Genomic DNA, 23661 nt, shown 5'->3' with positions numbered 1-23661 from the left:
TTTTCTGAATTTTTCTATACAATCATGGGAAAAGATGACCAAAAAGGAGATGCTGCTTTTGTCACTTTCGACACTTCAAAAAAGTATAAATGAACAGCTTGATAGCTGTTTTGATGAAATGGTAAAGCACAGACGGTTCTTTCATATGAATCCTGAACTTTCTTTTCAGGAAGAAAAGACGGCGGCGTTTATCGCTTCTTTTTATGAAAAACTCGGTGTTCCGATCCGGACACAAGTCGGGGGACGCGGAGTTTTGGCTTATATTGAAGGCAGCGAACCCGGTCCGGCTGTTGCGTTGAGAGCTGATTTTGACGCCCTCCCCATTCAAGATGCCAAAGATGTTCCCTACGCTTCTACAGTGCCCGGTGTCATGCATGCATGCGGGCATGACGGCCATACGGCGACCTTACTCTCGGTTGCAAAGGTGCTCTACCAAAACAGACATAAGCTGAAGGGAAAATTCATCATAATTCATCAGCATGCGGAAGAATATGCCCCGGGCGGAGCGGAGCCGATGATTGCCGACGGCTGCCTCGAGGAAGCGGATGTTATATTCGGCACCCATTTGTGGGCGACAGAACCGCTTGGAACCATCCTTTACCGAACAGGTGCGGTGATGGCGGCGGCTGACAGGTTTACAATCAGCATTCGCGGAAAAGGAGGGCACGGTGCTCACCCTCATGATACAAAAGATGCCGTTCTCATCGGATCACAGATTGTAACCGCCCTTCAGCACATTGTCAGCCGAAAGGTCAATCCGATTCAGTCTGCCGTTATTTCAACCGGCTCATTCGTCGCCAGTAATCCGTTTAATGTGATTGCGGATCAAGCCACACTGATCGGCACGGCACGTTCTTTTGATGAAAATGTACGCAGCCTTTTGGAAAAGGAAATTGAATCTGTCGTTAAAGGAGTTTGCGATATGCATGCGGCCTCCTATGATTACAGCTATGAACGCGGTTATCCGGCAGTTGTCAATCACCCGGAAGAAACAGACCACCTAGCCAGCATCGCAAAGATAACAGAAGGCGTGGAGCATGTGATCGAAGCTGAGCCGCAAATGGGCGGTGAGGATTTCGCCTATTACTTGCAGCATGTGAAAGGAACCTTTTTCTTCACAGGAGCTGCCCCTGAAGATCCTGAATGTGTTCACCCCCATCACCACCCTAAATTTGATATCAATGAAAAAGCAATGCTGACAGCCGCCAAAGTGCTTGCAGGGGCTGCAATCTCATATCATCATTCATAAAAAAACAGCCGGCATTTATTCTCCGGCTGTTTCTTTTAGTAATCTCAGATGAAACACATGTCTTGCCGTCTCTCCCAGCTGTGCAAGCAGTTTGTAGTTGGCGATTCCGCCCACCGCCGCGCCGATGCCCGGCAATAGCTGAAATAGCTTGACAACATCAATATAATCCCGGTATTCCTGCTGAAAGACTCTCCAGTCAATGTCTTCTTTGACCGTTTCCCAATTCTCCAGTGCGGAAAAAACTTTTTTCCGATGTTCCTCGCTTGAGAATGCAAGCTGAAAAATGAGCAGAAGGTATAACCTCTCGTCACGGTCCTTTACATCAAAACCGTAAATGGACGACAATGTAAATAAACATTTCATTTTTATGCTGAGCAGCAGCGGAAAATCGGCTACCCCCAGCATAAAACCGCCCGCTCCGGTGCCAATCCCTTCAGCAGTGGCCATCTTTTGATAGGAAGCAATCGTTTTTTTAGCAAGCTTATCCTTTTCTCTGACGGAAAGGCTGCTTGTGTCCTTTTTAAAGGCTGTCATATTAGAACCAAGCATGGTCGCTTCCACCATCTTTTTTATGCTCTCGGTTACCGCTGCATGAATTTTCTCAGGAATGCGCTCATTCACCTTCATTTGCACACCCTTCGAAAACCGTTCAAACATCGAGGACTTTCTTAAAAAACGCATTTTCCATTGAAACGCTTCGCTTAACAGCAGCTCGCTGTCTGTCATCAGCTTCCACTCCTTCGTCTCGCTTTTTTATTACACGATATGAATGGAAAAAAGGTTTCAATCAAATCTTTCCGTATTTTTTCAATCTGGCGCTCATGTATGACGGTAGCAGGGCAAAGATAAGCACTGCGGAACCGATTAAAGCGTACAGCCCGCCTGTCAAACCCGCCGCATAGACAGAAGCGGCAATCAAGATCAATGCCTGCACGCCTAAAGCTGTTTTTAACAAAGCAAAATAACTTTTCATCTTCTCTTCCTTCTTCACTGGATACAGCTCCTGCAAGGAAAGGTGATCAAAATGACCGAAAAGCGGGAGCATCTGGATGCCCGTGATAAATAAAGTGAACACGGTTAAAACCGCTGCGATCCACTCACTTGAAGAGGCATACATAATAATCAGCGCGAAAATAACCGTCAGCCTCACTTGTATTCCCAAATAATCACTCGACCGCAAGAAGGCGCGCGCATACATATAAGAGAACGTTTTTCGCTGTTCAAACGGGATAAGCCGCAGCAAAAAGTCAAGATACGCCCTGCGCTTGGCTCTCTTTTTCAAATGCGGCACATCTGTAAACAGATTGGCGATTCTGTAAAACCGCTGTTTCCGTCTCAATTCGTAATCAATATGCGCTTCCCATTTAAATGATTTATGCTTTGCAGCCGCTGTAAAGTACATCAGAAGCGCTGCCATGATGACATACACAACAACAGCGTATATATACAAAGATTGCAATACAAAGTAAAGGACAAGGGCATTGGCTACAAATCTGACCATAGCGTCTGTCAGCTTTTTGTTTCGGTCACTCAGAAAGGTGATCCTCCACTCCATCGCCTGATTCCACCCTTTCAGGATCAGCAGCTGTATGAAAACAACTGTATAAGAAACAAGCGTTGCCGCCGGATTAACGGCAAAATAAAGCGGCATACAGACTAAAGTAAGAGCGATCAGCGGAAAAAGCTGAGAAAGATAGCTGTACGTAAACGCCTGCTTTAAATAAGGCTCCATTTTCGGTTCAAGGGGCAATAGAAAGACCAGATCGGCTTCCTTCAGCAACGTCCGTACATATGAACCGGTAAGGATAAGGGAAAACAGCACCGCCATCACCCAAAAGGACGGAAAATGGGCGGGTATATCCTTCACCCATTTGCTGTACCAGCTCGCCGCCCCGGCAATAAAAAAAATCAGGACGATGACGAGATGGTCATTGAGCATATATTTCATATACATTCTAGTTTCTTTTATATGCTCTTGAAGCCGTGACTGCCAAATATCAAGCATATTATTCATGGCCGTCTTCTTCCTTTGTCAGTTCAATATATAAATCGTCCAGCGCCGCATCCCTCATTCCGAACTGTTCTCTGAGATCGGCCAGCGTTCCGCTCGCCCGCACCTCGCCGTTATGTAAAATGATAAATGAGTCACAATAGCGTTCTGCCGTCGCCAGAATATGCGTGGACATGAGGACGCTCGCCCCGCCCCTTTTGACTTCATTCATCCGTTCCAGCAGCGCGTTGATAGCGAGCGGGTCCAATCCCAGAAACGGCTCATCAATAATATAAAGCTCAGGCTCTGCAAGGAACGCGCACATAATCATAACCTTCTGCTTCATTCCTTTGGAGAAGTGGGCCGGAAACCATTTCAGCCGTTTTTCCATCCGGAATTCTTTTAAAAGCGGTGGGAGCCTTTTTTCTAACGTGTCTTTTGAAAGCCCGTACGCCATAGCCGTCAATTCAAGGTGCTCCATTAGCGTCAGCTCTTCATATAAGACGGGTGTTTCCGGTATATAGGTGAATTGCGACCGATAGCCGGTCGGATCGTCAGCGAATGTTTTGCCGTTTAATTCAATCGCGCCTTTATGCGGGTCCATTAAACCGATGATATGTCTGATTGTCGTACTTTTGCCTGCTCCATTCAGCCCGATTAAACCGACGATCTGATTCGGTTCAAGAGTGAAGGAAATATTTTTTAAGACCGGGTTTCTTGTGTACCCGCCGGTCACATTATTTACCGATAGCAGAGACATAGTTTCTCCCCTTCAATTTGTTTTCTTAATAGTACCAAAAATAAAGGCTGATTTGAAACGATTCCCTTTTCCTGAATTCTTAAAAATAGCTGTAATAAACAAACCGATTCCGGGACATTATAATGGTTGTAGAGGAAAAAGCTTTAATCAACTGAAAAACGAGGTGTTTGTCAAAGACGTCTTAAAAACAGTTGGATAGAAATTCACATGTCCAATGCTTAGACCATTTCTCATTCACTAAATTGATGAATTTCTTCATTAAACATGAAGCTGACTGTCAAATGAGGTGTTTGTCGCAGGAATCTATAGGCGTTAAAAAAGTCTTCATTTTATAAACAAATGAGGTGCTTACAAAAGGCATATCCGAATTTTCTTAACTTAAGCTATTCCTCTGCATGCAGGGTGAACGCTCGCCGTTCATCCTGTTTTCTATTTTCTGCATTTCTGTGGTACGATGAGTTTATACATAAAAAAACAATTTCATAAGGAGGAACCCTCATGCATAGTGCAGAGAATTGTATCTTTTGTAAAATTATCGCCGGCGAAATCCCGTCAGCAAAGGTTTATGAAGATGAACATGTGCTGGCATTTCTCGATATCAGCCAAGTGACGAAAGGCCACACCCTCGTTATCCCGAAAACACATATTGAAAATGTTTACGAATTTACAGACGAATTAGCGAAACAATATTTTCACGCCGTTCCGAAAATTGCCCGCGCCATCAGGGATGAATTTGAACCGATCGGCTTAAATACGTTAAACAACAACGGCGAAAAAGCAGGACAATCTGTTTTCCATTACCATATGCATATTATCCCGCGCTATGGAAAAGGAGACGGTTTCGGAGCAGTGTGGAAAACACATGCAGATGATTACAAACCGGAAGATCTGCAAGACATTTCTTCATCCATTGCCAAACGCCTGGCCTCATCATAAGATGGGGTTTTTTGTTATGGGAACAAATCGTTATAATCCGTCACTTTCTTTAGACAATTCAAATTTTTTATAAAAAAAACTGAATTTTTGTGATAGGATAATTGTATTATTTCATACATTAACGTGGAAAACAGGGAGAGATCATGATGGAACGTACAACGAATTTTAATGCAGGTCCTGCAGCGCTGCCATTGGAAGTTCTGCAAAAAGCACAGAAAGAGTTTATTGATTTTAATGAATCCGGCATGTCTGTTATGGAGCTTTCCCACCGCAGCAATGAATATGAAGCGGTGCATCAAAAAGCGAAAAGCTTGCTGATTGAACTGATGGGCATCACGGAAGACTATGACATTCTGTTTCTTCAAGGCGGGGCAAGCCTTCAATTCTCAATGCTTCCGATGAACTTTTTAACACCTGAAAAAACCGCTCATTTTGTGATGACAGGCGCTTGGTCTGAAAAAGCGCTCGCTGAAGCGAAATTGTTCGGAAACACATCTGTGACGGCGACAAGCGAATCAGACAATTACAGCTACATTCCCGAGGTTGACCTTACGGATGTAAAAGATGGCGCATATTTACATATTACATCTAACAATACGATTTTCGGCACACAGTGGCAGGAATTCCCGAACTCTCCAATTCCGCTCGTCGCTGACATGTCCAGCGATATTTTAAGCAGAAAAATCGATGTATCCAAATTTGACGTCATTTACGGCGGTGCCCAAAAAAATCTTGGTCCTTCAGGTGTTACCGTTGTCGTAATGAAAAAATCATGGCTGCAAAATGAAAATGCCAACGTTCCGAAAATCCTAAAATATTCAACGCATACAAAAGCGGACTCACTGTACAATACACCTCCGACATTTGCGATATACATGCTGAGCCTTGTCCTAGAGTGGCTGAAAGAAAACGGCGGCATTGATGCGGCTGAACAGCGCAATGAGCAAAAGGCAGACGTGCTGTACAGATGCATTGATGAAAGCGGCGGTTTCTACAAAGGCCACGCCGAAAAAGACAGCCGTTCACGCATGAATGTCACCTTCACCCTTCGTGATGATGAGCTGACAAAGACATTTGTCCAGCAGGCAAAAGAAGAGAAAATGGTCGGGCTTGGCGGACACCGTTCTGTCGGAGGCTGCCGTGCTTCCATCTATAACGCTGTCACACTGAAAGACTGCGAAAAACTGGCAGTCTTTATGAAGAAATTCCAGCAAGAAAATGAGTAAAAAATCTTCTATGCAAACCGTTCCTTTGATATACTGTTTGCATATTATATTCTTTTAAGCCCTCGCAATAAATGACGAGCATATTATTGGAAGGCAAAAAGAGCTTAGCAGAGGAGAGCATAGTTATGAAAACAAAAGAGTTAGTCATTATGGCACTGTTTGCCGCAATCGGCGCAGGGCTCCATTCCATTATTCCGCCTTTTTTAGGCGGCATGAAGCCCGATATGATGCTGATCATGATGTTTATGGCCATCCTGCTGTTTCCGCGGGTGCAAAATGTGCTTCTGATCGGGATTGTGACCGGATTGATTTCGGCTCTGACAACCGCTTTTCCGGGCGGACAGCTTCCAAACATCATTGACAAACCGGTATCGGCGTTTCTGTTTTTCAGCCTGTTCCTTGTGTTCAGAAAGAGCCAAAAAACAGCGTCATGTGCTATTCTGACGGCTATCGGAACCATCTTGTCGGGAACGGTATTTTTATTATCAGCATTGCTTATTGTCGGTTTGCCGGGCGGTTTTGCCGCACTATTTGTCGCAATTGTCCTGCCTGCAGCCGCTGTGAATACAATCACGGTGGTTATTATGTATCCGATTGTGCAAACCATCATGAAACGGTCGAGTTTATCCGAATCGGCGTAATAATTGATTTAAAACGCCTCTTCCGAATCACACTGGAAGAGGTTTTTTTATATAAGAGAGCTGACGGCGCTTCAACAGGTTTCAAACGAGCAGTTTTGTGAAAAAGATAAGACATAGAGTGAGGGCGGTTCCGGTTGAACAAACAAGCGCCTTTTGCCGGAGAACCCTTTTCGGCGGGTAAGACGCAGCCTGGCCGAGAAGTCTGATATAGTAAACGGCGCCTGAAGCGAAAGCAAGAGTCATACATGATAACACAATCATAAAGACAGACAACCTTCTCCCTCCTTTTCACTTAAAAAATATGCTAAAATAAAGCAAGCTATGTATAGAAGTTTCTCATTCTAGCTAGAATGAGAAAAAGCTAACACATGTATGATATCCAAAGAAAAAACGGGGTGATACAAATGGCTAACGGACGTTCTCTTTTAACAGGACTATTCGTAGGCGGGATTATCGGAGGCGCGGCGGTTTTGCTTTCAGCACCTTCATCAGGTAAAGAGCTGCGCGGGAAAATTAAATCTAATTGTGAATCTTTTGAAGAAACGATCAAACGCTTAAAAACAGACGGCATGGCATTAAAAGATCAGCTAGTCAGAGCTGCGAAAGAAAGCGCTGATGTCATAAAAGACGTAAGCGGCGAGCTGCAAACCTCAATTAAAAAATGGCAGGAAGAAATTAAACCGCACCAGCAGGATCTGCAAAAGGAAATTGCGGATATTGAAGAGAAGATTAAACAGCTGGAGAAAACCTTACAAAACTAATATCCTATTCTAATTAAAAAAAGTGCGGGAAAATGGCTTCCCTGCACTTTTTTTAGGCTGAAAATCCTTATTTGGCAACGGGTGCTGAATTTATTATAAAATTCTTAAATTTTCATCTTTATTAATCTTTATTTTATTGGCATAATAGAGACAAAGATAAAGAGAAGCAGGTGAACGTAATGAATCGAGTGGAACCGCCTTATGATTTAAAAGAAGCACTTGTTTTTACTCAAAAAATGGCACAGCTGAGCAAGGCCCTTTGGAAATCTTTAGAGAAGGATTGGCAGCAATGGCTCAAGCCATACGACTTGAATATTAACGAACATCATATCTTATGGATAGCCTATCAGCTGGACGGGGCTTCAATTTCTGAAATTGCGAAGTTCGGCGTGATGCATGTATCAACGGCCTTTAATTTCTCTAAGAAGCTTGAGGAGCGGGGGTATCTAAAATTTTCGAAGCGGTTAAATGATAAAAGAAATACGTACATTCAGCTGACCGAAGAAGGGGAAAATATCTTTTCGAGCTTGCTTGAAGAATTTGATCCGACGCGCAATGCGGTATTCAAAGGATCACAGCCTTTATATCAATTATTCGGAAAATTCCCTGAAAACGCAGAAATGACATGTATTATCCGTAATATATACGGAGATGACTTTATGGAGTACTTTGAAAAATCGCTTATGAATATCGAAAACGATTTTGATATTGAAGACGGAAAATTGAAGAAAAAAGCAGACGGCGATCTTCTTGATGAAACAGCTGAACACCTCGAACCGGTCAACAGTTAGTCAAAGTTCCTGATGATTTCAATAAATTCTTCCATCAGCTCGGTATACATCCCCTGCTTATATAAGGCAAAAATCGTTTCGTGGACATCTAATTTTTCATTTAATTGTCCGGCAAAAAGCGCAAGGAGCTTTTCGAAAGTCACAAAACCTTGCGCTTTTTGTGACGCCAGCTCTTCTGCCAAATCGCGGCAAATCCGTTCAACCTCTTCCCCTTCCCGCTTGGTCAGCCCTTTTTCAATCAGCATCGCATAGAAGGGATATTGGTCCATATCTACTGTTTTCACTAATAATTGTATGTAATATTCCAATCGCTCAATGCGATGATCCATCGAATCCATCCGTTTCACTTCTTTCTATCTTTAATCTTATTTTAGCTGATAATGCAGTGAGAAGAAAGTTCTAACCGTACATTTCCCAGATTGTTTGGCGCTTTCAAAAGAATTCCTGCCAAATCCATTTTTTTTCGTGAAAAAGGATTGATTTTTTCTCTTGGGAGGAGTAAATTATTTTGAGATTGTATTCACGCTTTGTACGGAAGGATGACTTTGATGAATTGCTGGAAAACCATTAATCTTGTAAAAGATTATGGGGCCGTTCGCATCGTATTGATTGCTGTCTGTTTAATGATTATGTTTTTTATATCGAATTTTTTAGCGTTCGAACTGCTGCGGCCGAAAATGAGCTTAAGCGATGAATATGTACCTGTCTTCGGCGTTTTGCTCGTTGTTACTTTACTTGTACATAAAGCCATCCATGTCCTGCCGATCATCAGCAAAAAAAGAAAAATAGAAAAAAAGATTTACTTGTTAAGACTGCGCCAGTGGAAACGGATTCCTAAAATGACTATGCTCATTTCATTGTTGAGCCCGTTTTTGCTGATTACGCCGGTATTATTTTACGCAGGGCTGGCATTTCCAAGCCACGCTCATTATTTCTGTATTATTTCAAGCATTCATTTCGGTTATTGTCTGCCCGATTTCTTGTTTGCATTAAAATTGCTGAAAGCGCCGAAAGCGTGCTTTATAGATCAGGAAGCTGACGGCTTTGATATATTGGTTGAAAAGTAGCTGTGCCGCCCTTTTCCTACCTGATATTTCAGTTTAATTTCTATCTTTTTGTATAAATATTTGGTAATGTAATATGGGAGCAGTTCAGAGAGAGGGGGAATCTCCCATTATTTTATTCTATTTTATCGTGGCAGCCTTGTTTATTTTGTACTTTATAAACAAGCTCACAAATACATTATGCCTTGTCAGAGAGATTCCTGAAGAGCGGCAGGATAAGGTATTCAGATTCATTAATGTATCCATTTTAATTTTGCTGATCTCTTCGTTTGTAGAGATCTCCTTTACTGTTTAAACAACAACAGTAAAAAGCATAGCTGTCGGACGTCCGGCAGCTATGCTTTTTTGTTTTCTGATTAATACAGCCAAGAAGCACCGATGATGATCAATAAAATAAACAATACAACCAATAGCGCAAAACCGCCTGCGAAAACTTCGCCCATCTGAAAAGCACCTCCTCAAAAAAGGTTTATTTTCCAATTACATCTTATGCAGTTAGGTGTTAAAACGATTAGGCTGAGGTGAAAGTAAAGGACCGCTCAAACTGCAAGCGATCCTAAACTGCTTAGTAAATGTACGCTGCACCTACGATGATAAGCAAAATGAACAGTACAACGAGCAACGCGAAACCATTTGAGTATCCTCCGCTCATGCTACATACCTCCTTTTCTTGATCAATATATTTGTATGTAACTGGGGAAAGTTTGACTAGACGAATGCCCGTTATTTAAAATCTTTTTACAGAATGCCACAATATGTTATGATACGCATAGGCAATTTAATTTGGAATGATTAGGAGTGTTTGAGAAAAATGAAAAAAATGGCAATTGCAGCTATTACTGCTACAAGCATTTTGGCTCTTAGCGCTTGCAGCAGCGGCGACAAAGAAGTCATCGCTAAAACAGACGCCGGCGATGTAACGAAGGGCGAACTTTACACAAACATGAAAAAAACAGCCGGAGCGAGTGTACTGACTCAGCTTGTACAAGAAAAAGTGTTAGCTAAAAAGTATAAAGTAACGGACAAAGAAATTGACAAAAAACTAAAAGAGTATAAAACACAGCTCGGCGATCAATATTCTGCCCTCAAAGAGCAATATGGCGAGGATTACCTGAAAGAACAGGTAAAATATGAATTGCTCACACAAAAAGCCGCTGAAGATAACATCAAAGTAACTGATGACGATGTAAAAGAATATTGGGAAGGTCTGAAAGGAAAAATCCGTACAAGCCACATCCTTGTCGCTGACAAAGATACAGCTGAAGAAGTGGAGAAAAAGCTGAAAAAAGGCGAGAAATTTGAAGACCTTGCGAAAGAATACTCTACAGACAGCTCTGCAAGCAACGGCGGAGATCTTGGCTGGATTTCAAAAGATGATACCCAATTGGATGCGACTTTCAGCAAAGCGGCATTTAAGCTGAAAAAAGGCGAAGTCAGTGACCCTGTTAAAACGCAATTCGGCTACCATATCATCAAAAATACCGAGGAACGCGGAAAATATGATGACATGAAGAAAGATCTTAAGAAAGACGTGAAAGAACAAAAACTCAGCGATACATCAGCTGTTCAGGCTGCTGTTGAAAAAGTGATCAAAAAAGCTGATATTGATGTGAAAGACAAAGATTTAAAAGATACATTTAACACATCTTCAAGCACTTCCAAATAAAAAAAGCGCAGGCTCTTTTAAAGAGCTGCGCTTTTTTTATGCGATCGAATGGTTTTGATCTTCTTCTCCCTGCTTCGTTTCAGCAGAAGGAATCGGAGCCAGACGGCGTTGTTTTTCTTGTTCCATTCGCTCTATATAGATTTGTCCTTCTTTTTCAATAAAAGACTGGTCAAGCTTTTCTTCCTCTTTCGCAGTTGTCACCAGCTTATAAGCACTGAAAATGATGCCGATGATGCAAAGGTATACCCACCACGGAAAAAATAGCACGGCCTCTTCCCCCTTTTTGCATAGTTTCTTTATTTCTAACTTTATGCATCAGCCAGACAAGTTATGAGTGAAGAAGCTGATAAAAAAAGGACTGACCCTTCAAACACATCATGTGTTTGGAGGACCAGCCCTTTCGTATTATTCGTGGAACGACGGTTTATAGAATGAACGGTTTTCCAGTGCAAATACCCGCTCGGTATACTCGCCCGGCTTCACCCGTTCAAGTGCTCTGTCCATCATGTTCATTTTCGCGTCAAGGTTGTCAATGTAATGCAGAATTTCCGCTTCTTTTACCATCGGCGGTTTTGGGCTTCCCCATTCCGCTTTGCCGTGATGGCTCAAGATCAAATGCTGAAGGATCAGCACCTCTTCTGAATCAATTTGAAGCTCCTCTGCCGCTTTTGAAAGCTCAGTCACCATGATGGAGATGTGACCGAGCAGATTGCCTTCCACTGTATACGTGGTTGATACAGGGCCGGACAGCTCTTTTACTTTTCCGAGATCATGCAAAATCACGCCGGCATACAAAAGGTCACGGTCAAGCGACGGATATAAATCCGCTATCGCTTTTGCCAGATTCAGCATGGACACAACATGATACGCCAGACCGGAGACAAATTCATGATGGTTTTTGGTAGCTGCAGGATAATCTATAAACTCTGCACCGTATTTTTTGACCAGATGTCTTGTGATCCGCTGGATATTCGGGTTTTTCATTTCAAATATATATTGGGTGACAGTGTCCATCATCTCATTTTTCGGGATGGGCGCCGTTTCTAAAAAGTCATCAATGTTTACATTTTCATGCTCGCCCGCCGGTCTGATGTTTCTCAGCTTCAGCTGATTTCGACCGCGGTAGTGATGGACATCCCCGACGACCTTAACGATCGTTTGCGGCGCATAGGTGGTTTCATCGCTTTGCTTCGCATCCCATAGCTTCGCCTCAATATCACCTGATTGGTCTTGAAGCATTAATGTCAAGAATGGTTTTCCATTGCTTGCAATCCCCTTTGTTGAGGATTTAATCAATAAATATTGGTCAACCTGTTCGCCAACCTCGTGAAGCATAATACCTTTAGCCATTCTATTAAAGCTCCCTCCATATCTTACATATTACCAGTATATCACACACAGCTTTTAAGCTAAAAACTCATTTATGACAATAAATGGATCACTTGATCGTTTGGAAACGACGCTTTGACATGCTCATGACATGTGAAATAAAGGATTTGCCTATTGCCCTCAGAGAACCTGACAAGCACCTCAAGCACTCGTTTAAGACGCTCCTGATCGAAGTGAACAAAACTGTCATCAAGCTGAAATGGGAGCATAACGCCATCCTGACGGGTAAGTGCAAGCGCAAAACGTATCGATGCATATAGCTGCTCACATGTCGCCTGTGAAAGCTCTTCCGCATGAAATGTCATTCCGTCGCTGCGCATCACCATAATAGAGTCATCTGCCTCGGAAAAATATATATTCTCATAGCTTCCGCCCGTGAGCGGATGAAAAAATGCTTTTGCCGTTTCTAACAAGCGCGGCAATCCGACTTTTTTATGGCGCTCCATTTTGTCTTTGATCACTTGTCTGACCATTTGAATGGCGGCCCATTCTTTTGCAAGCGATTTGACCCGTTCTTTTTGCATTTCAGTTTGCAGCTTCAGCTCGGATACTGTTCCCGATGCCTCCAGCTGTTCTTGTCTGACCGCAAGCAATGCAAGCTGCTCCCTGGAATGATGTACATCCTCATGGAGCCGGTCTCTTCTTTCCTTTGCTTCAGAAAGCTTTCGTTTCATTTCTGAAAGCGTCCCCGATCCTGCCAGTTCAGTTGCATCGGAATGAGCCCCATGCAGCTGCGCCTTTATGTTTTGAAGCTGCTCTTCTGTCTCTTTCCGTTTCTTGCCGATTTCGGCGATAGCCCGGAAATCTTCCCTGTCATTTGCACCTGCGGCGTGAAATAGCTGGTCAATCTGAGCTTGAAAGTACTGAATCTCTTGGTCAAGATCACGCATCTGCTCCTCGGCATACTGAATTTCCGTGTCAATTTCCCTTTTTTGCTTTTCTATTTTCTCTTCACGTTCGACACTTTTTTTCAGGAAATGAATGAGGTCTGCAACGGTATGCTTATCCCCGTTCTCTGACGGCATTAACTGATTAAGCCGCGCCTCAAAAGTCCGCCGGTGTTTTTGAAGTCTTCCGGCTTCAATGGTCAGTTCGTGTTTTTTCTTGATCTCGTTTTTCAAATCTTTCATTAAGCTATAGGCATCCAGCAAAAAAGACGCGTCTTCGCTGAAACCGAGATCCTTCTTATAACTTTCGATCCTGCTTTGAGCAGGGGCCATTTCCGCTTCCCACTCTTCAAATTGCTGAATGACTCTTTCGTAACCGGCTTCTTTTTGCTGTAAAACCACTTTGAGTGTAATCAGCTGCTGTCTGTTTTGATCATCCCGCCACAGCGCTTCCTTCAGCTCATCCATTTCTCCTGAAAACACATTTGTTTTCTGCTGGCTTCTCTGCGCAGTCATACGGATGGCAGGGGCCTTTTTAAAGGTCACGAATAGATAGATTAAAACAGCAGCGGCAAAAGCAATCGCGGGCAGCCATTCCTTTACGATAAGAAAGAAGGCGGTGCAGAGGGCGCCGGCACCCAGGATGATCTTCTTTTGTTTTGCCTGCTGCTTCTCTAAGAGCATAAGCTGTGATGCCAGTTCCTCTTGCCCTTGGTAAAACCCCTGTTTTTTGAGTTCGGCTTCCTTTTCTTTTCGCTGATGATCGTTTAGCACTGCGGCAGCGGACTCTTCATACGCCCGTTCCGCTTCTTCAAGATCTCGCCGCGCCTGTTCAAATGTCTCATCAAGCTGCTTTTTTCTGTCTCTGGCTTGGCCATAGCTTTGCATTGCCTGCTGCAGCTGCCATTCGTAATCATAGGCGGTATTCATGTGCAGCAGCTCTTTTTCATCCGTTTTGCCGAGCTGCTGCAAGCCGGAAGACACGCGGGAAGAGACCTGGCGAAGCTGCGCTTGTACGGCCGAAAGCTGTTCGCCATATGATTGATACATATGATACTCTGCAAGCAGGTTTTGAATGAGCGCTTCATTCTTCAACATTTCTTCATTTGGCATAAGCTGTTGTGACTGGCTGGATAATTCCGCCGCTTTTACCCTGAGCGCCTCAAGCTGGGCTGATTTCGGATGGATATGCGACTCGTATTTCTCAAGCTGATACAATCCGTCCGCTGGAAATCGGGCGGATTGTGCCGGGTACGCCTCCATTTTTTGTTGCAGTGCCGTTTTTTGGTCTATCAGCGGCTTGATGTGGATCGCTGCATCTATATGACGAATATGTTCCGTTAAACCGGTCAGCTCCGTTTCAGCATCGGCAAGGCTTGAGGCGAGCGCTTTTTTTTCCTCGAGAAGACTGTGGTAGCCGGCTTCAAGAGATTCTGCCTGTTTCAGTTTTGCCGTAAGCTGCTTAAGCGTTTCGAGTTCCTGATTTAAACGAGGGTTTCTGCCGTTCGGTTTATAAAGACGGTCTTGTTCCTTCGCCAGCCGAGAGTCAAGCTTTGTAACCGCTTCGGCGCCGAACAAGCTCGAAAACAGCAGAAACTCTCCAATTTTATCTCTATTAAAGGTATGAATCTCCTGCAAACCGAACACATCAAAAGAATAAATTGATTTATAGAGCGCACGATCCGTGTTCCTGAGAAGCTTCTTTAAAAAATCCTCAGTTTTCACTTCACCTGCTGCCGTGTATACCCGAACCCTTCCCGAGACTCCTTTTGTCCGTTCAACCTTAATCCTGCCGTACTCATGGTGTTCCGCCTCTAAGATACCTCCGTAGACGCCGCCTGTTTTCGGCTCATACTTTTTTGTTTTCGGAAACCCAAACAGCATGCTTTCAATAAATGACATCATGGTCGTTTTTCCGGCTTCATTCAAACCGTAGATCAATTGAACCCCGGATGTTGAAAAGTGAAACGTTTGGTTTGAAAATTTTCCATATTGATAGATATGTAAAGATAGGATTCGCATCGCTTTCACCGCCTTATGTCTCAAGCACCCTGAGCTGTTTTTTTAACAAAGTTTGCGCCTGCTCTTTGATTTCCGCTATGTCTTCGTCACTGAACCGGCTGGCGTGCCTTCTGTACACCGGATGCCGCTCAAGGCCTTCAAACACTCCGTTCATCTCTTCCGATTGTTCTATTTCTGAAAACAACCCGCCAAAGAAAGGGCCGAGAGCTGCGTCCGCGTCTCCGTCCTCAGTTTCATCTTCCACAGAAAGCAGCCATATAAAATGGTCCTCCTCTGCTTCCTGCTCCTGAAACGTTTCAAGAAGTTCGTCCAGCACGCCGTTTGACGCCGTTTTCAGGAATTCGGGCGCTTCTCCCTGCAAAACCAGCCTTGCACAAACCGGTTTCTCCGTCAGCCGCAAGTCCGAAAAAACAGTCTCTACCGTTTGAAATAAAGCGGTCATATGCTCTATGCCCGTCACATCAATACTGATCTGTTCCCACAATACATCATGGGCCTGCTTAAATTCATAGGATATGTCACCGCTTGAAACATTGACGAGATAAAAGCCCTTATCACCCGTTTCTTTCATATGCCGCCCTTGAATATTTCCGGGGTAAATAACGGCCGGATGCCGAGAAGATAGCACCTGCCGTTTATGAATGTGGCCAAGCGCCCAGTAATCCATCCCGCTTTTTTCAAGATCATCATATGTAAAAGGAGCATACGGATCGTGCCCCTCCGCCCCTGATAAAGTACCGTGAAGCATGCCGATATGAAAGGGAGCATCCGTTGACACCCGGTAACGGGAGGCCTGGTTGCTCGTAACGGCTCGGGCAGGATAGCTGAAGCCATAGATGCTGGCCGCGAGCTTGTCTTCTTTGTAAAAGGATTTTTCTTCAGGGGAAAAAGAGGTAAAGATATGCACATTATCCGGCCATTCAATCGGCGTCCATTCCCCGCCCAAATGATCATGATTTCCGAAGATGACATATACCTGAATCCCGCACTCTCTCAGCCTTGTAAACTGCTTTCTTAAAAAAAGCTGAGCTTTTAGGCTGCGGTTAGCTTCGTCAAATAAGTCACCTGCCAGCAAAACGAAATCAACGCGTTCCCGGACAGCGGCATCCATTACATGTCTTACGCTGTGAAAAGTGCTTTCTTTTATCCGTTTAAAAATCGGATCGGGCAGATGCGATATGCCGTAAAACGGGCTGTCGAGATGCAGGTCCGCAGCATGTATAAAGGTTAAATCAGTCAACGTTCCGCTCCTTTCGATGAGGTGAATTACCCCTATTTTAGCATCGTTTCCGTACGAATGCACGTTCTGCTAAAAGATTGAAAAACGCCGAAACCGCAAAAAAAAAACAGCCTGAGTGTCCCCAGACTGTTTCCCATTAGTTTTTCGATAAACGAAGCGCCTGTTTGATTGCTTTGAATGCGCTTGAATTGCCGTAAAAAAGGACGCCGCCTTTGTAGATTCTCGCCCCGATCACTGCCAAAATGATGATGGTGAGCAGGGTAATTCCAATGCCGAGCGCTGCCTGCCAAAACGGGATATCCAGCATGCCGACACGCAAAAACATAATCATCGGCGTAAAGAACGGAATAAACGATGTGGCAGTAATAAATCCCGCGTCAGGAGTGCGTATTCCAAACATTGCAATCATAAAGCCGGCCACGACCAAAAGCGTCATTGGTGTGATCGTCTGCTGCACATCCTCTATGCGGCTGACGACGCTTCCGAGAAAGGCAGCCATTGTCGCATAAAGGAAATATCCGAGCAAAAAGAAAATAACTGCGTAGATAATCGTTGAAACCGGAACATCGGTTACATTGATAAACTGACTGACCGATGATGTTGTCTCGCCGGTTTCACCGAGCTTGAGAGACGCAAAGCCAATTGACAGGATGATAGCGAGCTGCGTCACTCCGACGAGCGCAATGCCAAACAGCTTTGCAAACATCTGCTGGATCGGCGGCATGCTTGAGATCAGAATTTCCATGACGCGGGATGATTTCTCCGTCGCCACTTCCATCGCAATCATACTCGCATACATAATGACAGCGAAATAAATCATAAACAGAAGGATATAGACAAGCCCCATAACCTGCCCAAGCTCTTCCTCTGACTTCGCTCCCGTTTGCAATGCTACATTATCAACAGAGACAGGGGCATAGAGGCTGCTGATTTTTTCTTGTGAGACACCCAAGTCAGCCGTGCCCACAGCGGTTTTCGTTTGTGTCAGCGCCTGCTTCAGGTAATTGTACGCCGTCTCATCAGAAATCGTTAACGCTTTGTAAGTCCCCGATATTTCTCCGTTTTTATCTCTTTTGATGATGAACATTCCGTCCACTTTTTCATCTTTAACTTGCTGAGACACTTCTTTTTCGGATTTTTTCGTTTGTTTCATATCCAATTCGCTGTCGGCATCAACAGCTTTCAGCTGCTTTGAAAAGATCGGGTACAATTCATTTGTTTCATCAATGACCGCTATTTCCTGCTTTGCATCGTCATCAGACTGGAACATAGAGATAATCGACTCTAAATTTGTCACAAACAAAACAAGCAGTACGCTGATAACGGTTGAAATAATAAACGACTTTGCCGTGATCTTATTTTTATATGTATGGAATAGCATAATAAAAAATTTATTCATAGACAGCCCCCACCTTTTCAATGAAAATATCATGAAGTGACGGCTCTTCCAGTTCAAACTTTCTGATAAATCCTTTGCCTTGAAGCATGGAAAACAATTCTTGGGAAATGGCTTCATTGGCAATTTGAAGCTTTACTCCGTCAGACGTTTCTTTCCATTTCGTAATGCCCTCGTGCGACTTTAGAAATTCAAGATTGTCATCAGAATGAATAGACACATTCTTTTTTCCAAACGAGCGCTTAATTTCCTTCAGCTTCCCTTGGACGACTGGCTTTCCCTTTTGCAGAATACAGAGGTTTTCACACAGTTCTTCTACATGCTCCATGCGGTGGCTTGAGAATACGATGGACACTCCGCTGTTTTTAAGAGATACAACCGCATCCTTTAACAGTTCGACATTCACAGGGTCAAGGCCGCTGAATGGCTCATCAAGAATCAACAGTTCAGGCTTATGCAAGACAGCCGATATAAATTGAATTTTTTGCTGATTTCCTTTTGACAGCTCTTCTACCTTCTTATTCTCGTACTCTGTGATATTGAACCGTTCAAGCCATGTGCCGAGTTCTTTTACAGCATCTTGTTTTGCCATCCCTTTAAGACGGGCAAGATATACAAGCTGGTCTTTTACCTTTAATTTCGGGTAAAGCCCCCGTTCTTCCGGCAAATATCCGATTTTACTGGTTATACTGTAATTGACTGGCCGGCCTTTCCAGCTGATGGAGCCCTCCGTTATGCTTAATAAGCCTAATATCATTCGAAATGTGGTCGTTTTTCCTGCGCCGTTTGCGCCTAACAAGCCGAACATCTGCTGCTCCGGGATTTCAAGATGCAATCCGTCAACTGCTTTTTGTTTGCCAAATTGTTTCGTTACATGATCTATTGTCAGCACCTGACTCCCTCCTTCCTTCACCCATTATATACTATTATTGGATGAAAAATAATAAAGGATTTTCATATCTTACTAAGAATATAATTTATTAAAGGGTAAAAAGGAGGACAAATTCCATGGATTATTATTTTCTCACAGCATTCCACCCGTCGGGAGAAACGCTGATCAATGAAAGAATAGAAGCAGAAAGTGAAGAAAAGGCGAAAAAAACCGGGGAATCAATATTAAAGGAAAAGAACCTTTACAGCCATACCCACCGTTTGGTAAATGCTTCTGGAAAATTGATATTATTTCACAGATAATCTGGAAAAGCCGGCTGCAATAGGCCGGCTGAATTTGTGTGTTACGTATTAAACATCGGTTTTCGTTTCTCCAAAAATGCGCGTATCCCCTCTTGATGATCCTTCGTTTTCCTCATTCTTTCCTGAGCGCTTCGTTCGAGCGATAATACCTGTTTCAATTTGTCCTCATGCAGACTTTGGTAAATGGCTTTTGTTTCAATCATCGCTTGAAGAGGCGACGCCAAAAGCTGATTTACATACGGTTCAGCGCCCGCTGCTGGCTCCCCGCTGAATGTTCCGTCTGCAAGCCCCAGTGTGACCGCTTCCTCAGCCGACAGTTTTTTCCCGCTCCAGATCAGCTTTTTCGCTTCTGTTTCGCCCACACGTTTCATAAGAAGATAATGGCCTCCCCCGTCAGGAATAAGCCCGATGCCATTAAAGTTCATTGCAAGGCCTGCGTTCTTTTCAGCCAGAACCATATCAGCGCAAAGCGCCACGCTTAACCCGAGGCCCGCAGCGGCGCCGTGAATAGCGGCCACAGTTATTTTTTTCATTTGAAATAGTGTTATCGTGATGGTTTCAATTGTGTCCATGAGCTGCTTAAATTGCCCGGAATCATGGGGTGACGTCATCATATGAATGTCTCCGCCAGCCGAGAAACCTCTGCCGCTCCCTCTTAAAAGAACGATAAGCGCCTCGCTTTCAGCCGCTTTTACACACGCCTCTTTTAATTCATTAAGCATTTGTTCATTGAAAGCATTGTAAGCATCAGGGCGTTGAAATACAATTTCTGCGACAAGCCCCTTTGCTTCATATTGAATATAGTCCAACTAAAGCACCTCCTGTATACGCTTACAAAATTTCTTCACCTTGTATACATTCCCTTCGCTCACAGTGAAATCCTCTTTATTTTTCGAGTTCAATTGATACTGAAAAGTGCATATCATTTGAAAGTGGTCATAAATTTTTATATAGTGAAATTGACAGAATATATTCGAGAGAAAGGGGGAGGATAACGTTGGATAAATTGATGCTTGGTATGTTGTTAAGTTTATTTATGGTGTTTTTCCCCCCTTCTGATGTTGTTCTGCCTTCACAGCTTGATGCAGCGGCTGACAGCCAGCTGCAGATTTCCTCTTATCCTCAGGAAACACAATCGGCAAAAACGGCTTCGCCTGCCAGCTTGTTTTCCCCTATGGGCAAAGAATATGATCCATTGGCACAGGTTATTTTCCTGTTATCCGTCAAGCCCCTTGATCAGTCAAAGGTGAGCATTCTGGATAAAATATGTGCCGTCCCTATAAAATACCAATCAAATTACCTCCGATCATAAATACATTCAAACCATCCATCAATCGTATCAAACTTTTTTATTAGTCATCCAATACTATTTTTTTCGGAGGGAAATGTATGAATATAAAAGAGAACGACTTGCCCGGCATCGGCAAAAAATTTGAAATCGAAACAAGAAATCATGAAAAAATGACGATTATCATTCATGATGACGGAAGAAGAGAAATTTACAGGTTTGATGACCAAGATCCTGATGAGCTTCTGACCAACATCTCACTCGATGATTCCGAAGCGAGACAAATTGCCGCTATTTTAGGCGGTATGGTCTATAAGCCGCAGGCGCTGGAGTCGATTGAAATGGCATTCAGCGATCTCATCATCGAGTGGTTCAGAGTGGAAAAAGGAGCGAAATCAGTCGGCTGCACACTCGGCGAACTGGATGTTCGCCAAAACCATGATGTAACTGTGATCGCCATCATTAAGCATAATCAGGAGAAGTTCTTAAACCCCGGAGCGGATTCCATCATTGAAGAAAATGACACACTCGTTCTCTCAGGTGAAAGAAAGCATCTGAAGAAACTGACTCATGAATTTCTTTCTAGAGGGGGAGTGTGATCAGCCTATGGATCATTTGGTCTTTGAAGTCGGAACTGCGCTCGTCCTCGTGGCGATTGCCAGTTTAATTGCAAACAAAATCAACTTCTCCATTATTCCTTTCCTCATCATATTAGGAATGCTGCTTGGGCCTCACGCGCCGAAGCTGGGGATTATTGATCTGACGTTTATAGAAAGCAGCGAGATTATTGAGTTTTTCGGGCGAATGGGTGTTCTCTTTCTCCTCTTTTATCTCGGACTCGAATTCTCTGTCGGCAAATTGATTAAATCCGGAAGGTCCATTGCGGTCGGCGGGTCAATATATATCTTAATCAACTTCAGCCTCGGCCTGATATATGGATTTATTACCGGATTTTCATTTCTGGAAGTACTCGTGCTGGCCGGCGTTATCACCATTTCCTCAAGTGCGATTGTCGCGAAGGTTCTAGTTGATTTGAAAAGAACGGCAAATCCGGAAACAGAGCTGATACTTGGAATTATTATGTTTGAGGATATATTCCTTGCTGTGTATCTGTCCGTTGTGTCCGGTCTTGTGCTGGGTGACGCGACTTCTGTCGGAAGCGCGCTCTTATCAATCCTGATCGCCTTCGGATATATGCTGCTGTTCTTCATTGTGGCAAGAAAGCTCCCCGCCCTTTTGAATAAGCTGTTTGATATTCGCTCAAATGAAGTGTTTATTATCGTCATTTTCGCCGCGCTCTTTTTTATCGCCGGTTTTTCAGAAACGATTCACGTTGCCGAGGCCATCGGCGCTTTGCTTCTCGGCCTTGTATTTTCTGAAACAGAGCATTCCGATCGGATCGAACATCTTGTGGTTCCTTTCCGTGATTTCTTCGGCGCCATGTTCTTTTTCAGCTTTGGCCTCAGTATTGATCCCTTTACGCTCGGCGATGCGGTTTGGCTTGCCTTAGGCGCCGTTATTCTTACCATTGCCGGGAACTTTATCGCCGGAATGATTGCCGGAAGACGCGCGGGACTCTCACATAAAGCGTCGTCAAATATCGGCCTCACCATCGTCTCCCGCGGGGAATTTTCCATTATCGTCGCAAATCTCGGTATTGCCGGCGGACTGTCCAGCACGCTAAAGCCGTTCGCCGCGCTTTACGTATTGATATTAGCGATTCTCGGTCCGCTGCTGACGAAGGAATCGAAACGGATATACCGGCAGCTGAACAAGATATTCAAGTGGAAGCCTGAGGTTCCCATAAAGAAAAAACAGCGAGGATAAACAAAAAAGAACTGGCCTTCCTTGGAGGGTCAGTTCTTTTTTGCGGGGAGAAATTGCTGAAATGCCGCTTTTTTCTTCAGTGAGTAGTATTCTCTCCCAAGAATGGTATTAATGATTTTTTGATTTCTATAGGCGGAAAGCTTTAAGTTCGTAGCTCCCGTTCCATGAGAGTGATCGAGATTGGTCAGCGTAAAAAAGTGATGCTCCCGTTCCTTATGAAAAACAAGGCGGAAGTCATCCGTTACTTTGAAACGCTTTTCATCCTCCCATTCAATGTCATCCTTGAAATAATCAAACCATTCAGGAATGTGCGGCTTAAAGCCTGTCGCCAAAATGACCTTTTGCGAATCAACTTGGAACGTTTCATCTAATTGCCGCTGCTTGAATGTGAGCTGACAATGTTCTTTCTTTTTCTCTATGCGAGTCAGCTCCGACATCGACTGTATATACACATCAGGCGATCCGCCGGAAATGGATCTGTGATACAGCGTGTTATAAATGGCGGCAAGTGTAGCTGAATCAATTCCGTTACGCAATCCGTTAAGCTCAGGAAGTGTATTCAGCCGTTCTTGAAACGGAAGCTGATTAAAATACTCAATGTATTCCGGAGTAAACATTTCCTGGCCGAGCTTTGCGGTCTCCAATTCCCGAAATCCCGTTGAGCGGGTAATCCATTGCAGCCGGCAGCCGCGGTGTGCTGCCCCGTTAAGCAAATCAGAAAAAATTTCAGCCGCGCTTTGGCCGGAGCCGATCACTGTAATCGACTCTGCATCCTTAAGTTCATCTCTCCGATACAAATATTCCGGGCTGTAAATGGTGTCTTTCCGAAGTTCATCATTCAGCTCTACCGGAACGAACGGTTCACTGCCTGTGCCCATGACAACATGCTTTGCTTCATACACCGTCTCGCTTCCGCTTTCTGTATCTTTGACGGTCACCTGGTAGTGTTTCCCGCTGTCTGTCACACGAATGACTTCTGAGCCGAAGTTGCATGATCCGATATCAGACGCAGCCCATGCTAAATACTCGTTAAACTCCCGTCTTGGAATATCAAATTCGTTAAACGTATAGAATCGGTAGAGCCGATCTGACTTATGTAAGTAATGAAGGAAGGTATAACGGCTTTGCGGATTGGCCATCGTCACCAAATCTGCTAAAAAAGCTACCTGAAGATCTGTTCCTTCTATTAAAAGCCCTGGATGCCAGGCGAATTCCTTCTTTTTATCAAAAAAAAGTCCGTTCAATTCAGGAATATCCTCCAATAGAGCGGCAAGCCCCAAATTAAACGGTCCTATTCCTATTCCGATGACATCATACATGCACTCACGTCCTCT

Annotated in this window: 28 protein-coding genes; 13 read left to right on the top strand and 15 right to left on the bottom strand. The window is 43.9% G+C overall.

The genetic code is table 11. The features are described 5' to 3' along the window. Positions 1–58: 58 nt before the first annotated feature. On the top strand, positions 59–1249 hold the full coding sequence (locus AAHT65_RS12340; RefSeq protein ID WP_106359837.1) for a M20 family metallopeptidase: 1191 nt from the start codon (positions 59–61) through the stop codon (positions 1247–1249). A gap of 15 nt (positions 1250–1264) precedes the next feature. On the opposite strand, the gene AAHT65_RS12335 is transcribed toward AAHT65_RS12340, so the two are convergent. The 3 genes from AAHT65_RS12335 to AAHT65_RS12325 form a co-directional block, all read right to left on the bottom strand. Continuing rightward, positions 1265–1975: an EcsC family protein gene (locus AAHT65_RS12335; protein WP_315916683.1), complete on the bottom strand. Its 711-nt coding sequence runs from the start codon at positions 1973–1975 to the stop codon at positions 1265–1267. A gap of 61 nt (positions 1976–2036) precedes the next feature. Next, complete coding sequence (locus AAHT65_RS12330) at positions 2037–3263, bottom strand: ABC transporter permease (protein WP_315916682.1); 1227 nt, start codon at positions 3261–3263, stop codon at positions 2037–2039. Then, positions 3256–3999, bottom strand: a complete 744-nt coding sequence (locus tag AAHT65_RS12325) for an ABC transporter ATP-binding protein (protein ID WP_061670443.1) — start codon at positions 3997–3999, stop codon at positions 3256–3258. The genes AAHT65_RS12330 and AAHT65_RS12325 overlap by 8 nt, the downstream gene beginning before the upstream one ends. A 498-nt stretch (positions 4000–4497) precedes the next feature. On the opposite strand from AAHT65_RS12325, the gene AAHT65_RS12320 reads away from it, so the two are divergent. The 3 genes from AAHT65_RS12320 (at position 4498) to AAHT65_RS12310 (ending at position 6802) form a co-directional block, all read left to right on the top strand. Further along, positions 4498–4935 (top strand): HIT family protein, encoded by a 438-nt coding sequence (locus AAHT65_RS12320; protein WP_003327743.1) that lies wholly within the window; start codon positions 4498–4500, stop codon positions 4933–4935. Positions 4936–5081: 146 nt separating this feature from the next. After that, positions 5082–6161, top strand: a complete 1080-nt coding sequence (gene serC / locus AAHT65_RS12315; RefSeq protein WP_343311535.1) for a 3-phosphoserine/phosphohydroxythreonine transaminase — start codon at positions 5082–5084, stop codon at positions 6159–6161. A gap of 125 nt (positions 6162–6286) precedes the next feature. Further along, the gene (locus AAHT65_RS12310) at positions 6287–6802 is read left to right on the top strand and encodes a tryptophan transporter (RefSeq protein WP_343310294.1); all 516 of its coding nucleotides are present in this window, start codon (positions 6287–6289) and stop codon (positions 6800–6802) included. 81 nt (positions 6803–6883) lie between these two features. Here the strand turns inward: AAHT65_RS12310 and AAHT65_RS12305 are convergent, their stop codons facing one another. Next, a complete protein-coding gene (locus tag AAHT65_RS12305) occupies positions 6884–7075 on the bottom strand; it encodes a hypothetical protein (RefSeq protein ID WP_003327746.1) in 192 nt (63 codons plus the stop codon). A 131-nt stretch (positions 7076–7206) separates the two neighbouring features. On the opposite strand from AAHT65_RS12305, the gene AAHT65_RS12300 reads away from it, so the two are divergent. After that, on the top strand, positions 7207–7563 hold the full coding sequence (locus tag AAHT65_RS12300; protein ID WP_003327747.1) for a YtxH domain-containing protein: 357 nt from the start codon (positions 7207–7209) through the stop codon (positions 7561–7563). Positions 7564–7742: 179 nt separating this feature from the next. Next, positions 7743–8354 (top strand): HTH-type transcriptional regulator Hpr, encoded by a 612-nt coding sequence (locus tag AAHT65_RS12295; protein ID WP_003327748.1) that lies wholly within the window; start codon positions 7743–7745, stop codon positions 8352–8354. On the opposite strand, the gene AAHT65_RS12290 is transcribed toward AAHT65_RS12295, so the two are convergent. Beyond that, positions 8351–8692: a YhaI family protein gene (locus AAHT65_RS12290; RefSeq protein WP_061572505.1), complete on the bottom strand. Its 342-nt coding sequence runs from the start codon at positions 8690–8692 to the stop codon at positions 8351–8353. The genes AAHT65_RS12295 and AAHT65_RS12290 overlap by 4 nt on opposite strands. Positions 8693–8902: 210 nt before the next feature. Here AAHT65_RS12290 and AAHT65_RS12285 point away from each other — a divergent pair, with 210 nt between their 5' ends. Together AAHT65_RS12285 and AAHT65_RS12280 are read left to right on the top strand one after the other, a co-directional pair. Next, on the top strand, positions 8903–9421 hold the full coding sequence (locus AAHT65_RS12285; RefSeq protein ID WP_003327750.1) for a DUF3267 domain-containing protein: 519 nt from the start codon (positions 8903–8905) through the stop codon (positions 9419–9421). Between the two features lie 73 nt (positions 9422–9494). Beyond that, positions 9495–9713: a hypothetical protein gene (locus tag AAHT65_RS12280; protein ID WP_003327751.1), complete on the top strand. Its 219-nt coding sequence runs from the start codon at positions 9495–9497 to the stop codon at positions 9711–9713. 61 nt (positions 9714–9774) lie between these two features. On the opposite strand, the gene yhzE2 is transcribed toward AAHT65_RS12280, so the two are convergent. Beyond that, positions 9775–9861 (bottom strand): sporulation protein YhzE2, encoded by an 87-nt coding sequence (gene yhzE2, locus AAHT65_RS12275; protein WP_003155248.1) that lies wholly within the window; start codon positions 9859–9861, stop codon positions 9775–9777. Between the two features lie 122 nt (positions 9862–9983). Beyond that, positions 9984–10070 (bottom strand): sporulation protein YhzE1, encoded by an 87-nt coding sequence (gene yhzE1, locus AAHT65_RS12270; protein ID WP_003327753.1) that lies wholly within the window; start codon positions 10068–10070, stop codon positions 9984–9986. Between the two features lie 159 nt (positions 10071–10229). Here yhzE1 and AAHT65_RS12265 point away from each other — a divergent pair, with 159 nt between their 5' ends. Next, a complete protein-coding gene (locus tag AAHT65_RS12265; protein ID WP_010788115.1) occupies positions 10230–11084 on the top strand; it encodes a peptidylprolyl isomerase in 855 nt (284 codons plus the stop codon). A gap of 36 nt (positions 11085–11120) precedes the next feature. On the opposite strand, the gene AAHT65_RS12260 is transcribed toward AAHT65_RS12265, so the two are convergent. The 6 genes from AAHT65_RS12260 to AAHT65_RS12235 form a co-directional block, all read right to left on the bottom strand. Then, positions 11121–11351: a sporulation YhaL family protein gene (locus AAHT65_RS12260; protein WP_003327755.1), complete on the bottom strand. Its 231-nt coding sequence runs from the start codon at positions 11349–11351 to the stop codon at positions 11121–11123. A gap of 138 nt (positions 11352–11489) precedes the next feature. Next, complete coding sequence (yhaM, locus tag AAHT65_RS12255; RefSeq protein ID WP_003327756.1) at positions 11490–12434, bottom strand: 3'-5' exoribonuclease YhaM; 945 nt, start codon at positions 12432–12434, stop codon at positions 11490–11492. A 71-nt stretch (positions 12435–12505) separates the two neighbouring features. Continuing rightward, complete coding sequence (locus AAHT65_RS12250) at positions 12506–15382, bottom strand: ATP-binding protein (protein ID WP_343310293.1); 2877 nt, start codon at positions 15380–15382, stop codon at positions 12506–12508. Between the two features lie 13 nt (positions 15383–15395). Then, positions 15396–16622 (bottom strand): metallophosphoesterase family protein, encoded by a 1227-nt coding sequence (locus AAHT65_RS12245; RefSeq protein ID WP_010788113.1) that lies wholly within the window; start codon positions 16620–16622, stop codon positions 15396–15398. A 136-nt stretch (positions 16623–16758) separates the two neighbouring features. Further along, on the bottom strand, positions 16759–18021 hold the full coding sequence (locus AAHT65_RS12240; RefSeq protein ID WP_088116849.1) for an ABC transporter permease: 1263 nt from the start codon (positions 18019–18021) through the stop codon (positions 16759–16761). Continuing rightward, positions 18014–18910, bottom strand: coding sequence for an ABC transporter ATP-binding protein (locus AAHT65_RS12235; RefSeq protein WP_003327760.1), 897 nt, complete (start codon positions 18908–18910; stop codon positions 18014–18016). Before AAHT65_RS12235 ends, AAHT65_RS12240 begins: the two co-directional genes overlap by 8 nt. Before the next feature lie 116 nt (positions 18911–19026). On the opposite strand from AAHT65_RS12235, the gene AAHT65_RS12230 reads away from it, so the two are divergent. After that, a complete protein-coding gene (locus tag AAHT65_RS12230) occupies positions 19027–19212 on the top strand; it encodes a YhzD family protein (RefSeq protein WP_010788110.1) in 186 nt (61 codons plus the stop codon). Between the two features lie 41 nt (positions 19213–19253). Here AAHT65_RS12230 and AAHT65_RS12225 read toward each other — a convergent pair whose 3' ends face one another. Then, positions 19254–20021: an enoyl-CoA hydratase gene (locus tag AAHT65_RS12225; protein WP_010788109.1), complete on the bottom strand. Its 768-nt coding sequence runs from the start codon at positions 20019–20021 to the stop codon at positions 19254–19256. Positions 20022–20209: 188 nt separating this feature from the next. Between AAHT65_RS12225 and AAHT65_RS12220 the strand changes: the two genes are divergently transcribed. From AAHT65_RS12220 to AAHT65_RS12210, 3 genes are all read left to right on the top strand, one after another. Continuing rightward, complete coding sequence (locus AAHT65_RS12220) at positions 20210–20524, top strand: hypothetical protein (protein WP_088116848.1); 315 nt, start codon at positions 20210–20212, stop codon at positions 20522–20524. Positions 20525–20601: 77 nt separating this feature from the next. Then, positions 20602–21099: a cation:proton antiporter regulatory subunit gene (locus AAHT65_RS12215; RefSeq protein WP_003327765.1), complete on the top strand. Its 498-nt coding sequence runs from the start codon at positions 20602–20604 to the stop codon at positions 21097–21099. 7 nt (positions 21100–21106) lie between these two features. Beyond that, a complete protein-coding gene (locus AAHT65_RS12210; protein WP_010788106.1) occupies positions 21107–22327 on the top strand; it encodes a cation:proton antiporter in 1221 nt (406 codons plus the stop codon). Positions 22328–22356: 29 nt separating this feature from the next. On the opposite strand, the gene AAHT65_RS12205 is transcribed toward AAHT65_RS12210, so the two are convergent. Beyond that, positions 22357–23646 carry a lysine N(6)-hydroxylase/L-ornithine N(5)-oxygenase family protein gene (locus AAHT65_RS12205; protein WP_343310292.1) on the bottom strand — a complete coding sequence of 430 codons (1290 nt, stop codon included), beginning with the start codon at positions 23644–23646 and terminating at the stop codon, positions 22357–22359. Between the last annotated feature and the right edge of the window lie 15 nt (positions 23647–23661).

The organism is Bacillus atrophaeus, from assembly GCF_039519175.1.
In the GTDB taxonomy this organism is placed as follows: Bacteria; Bacillota; Bacilli; order Bacillales; family Bacillaceae; genus Bacillus; species Bacillus atrophaeus.
This window is presented reverse-complemented; position numbering and strand designations above follow the sequence as displayed.